1 protein-coding gene is annotated in these 786 nt (G+C 65.3%); it reads right to left on the reverse strand.

Features of this window, described 5'->3' with window-relative positions; all coding sequences use genetic code 11:
* A partial coding sequence (locus OOZ15_RS19910) for a hypothetical protein (protein ID WP_265958184.1) occupies positions 1 to 482 on the reverse strand: 482 nt, incomplete at its 3' end.
* Positions 483 to 786 lie beyond the last annotated feature (304 nt).

Here is a 786-nt window from a genome sequence, read left to right on the forward strand (position 1 = left end):
CGCAGCGCGGCCCGCGCATCGAAAAGAGAGGATTCTTTCGAGCGCAGGCCGAACTCGCGGGCGAGCTCGGCGACGGCCGCGCCTCGCTCGCTGAGTGCGGCCATGCCGCGTTCCAGCGGGGCCCTGTCGAGCCCCGTGGGCGGGGTCTCGCGGATTGCGTTGCGCTGATCGATCCCACATTCCTTCGTGGGACTGACCGACTTCCACTCGCCCTGGGTAGCCAGCCGCATCACGCTGTTGATGGCGGATACGGCATTCTGGGCGTGGCCCTGGCCGATCTCGTGGTTGCTGACGCGATCGGCGAGCTGCTCGCCGTAGCGAATGACCAAATCGCGAGTGATGTGCTCCATCTGCCGGACGCCGTTGTCACGAGAGAACGCTGAGAATTGCGCGAATTCCCGCGCAATCCCGGCGGCATGCTTGAACCCCATCGCGCCGTCGTGAACCGCGTTATTTGCTGCAAATTTGGCTGCTTTACTCATATCCCGTGACCCCAACCCGAAATTTCGACTCTTGCTCATGCTGGTTGCCCCTCTGGCGGAATTCGTTGCCCTGCGAAGCTGTCGCCGCGCAGCAGCGGGTGGTGAGTTTTACGCGAGACGTTGAGGACGCTCGCCGATCCTGAGGGGGCGGTGTGGTGCGGCTCGTAGGCCGCTCCGTGGGCTTGAACGATGTGGTTGTGGGGGTGCTATGGGGATGCCACTCCCGCGCCGCACGGCCGCCTATCGGCGCCGTGCAGCTCCGGCCTAGCGGAGAACCGCCACCCCTGCCCAGGGGGTGCCCAAA

It is taken from the genome of Galbibacter kalidii (genome assembly GCF_026241135.1).
In the GTDB taxonomy this organism is placed as follows: domain Bacteria; phylum Bacteroidota; class Bacteroidia; order Flavobacteriales; family Flavobacteriaceae; genus Galbibacter.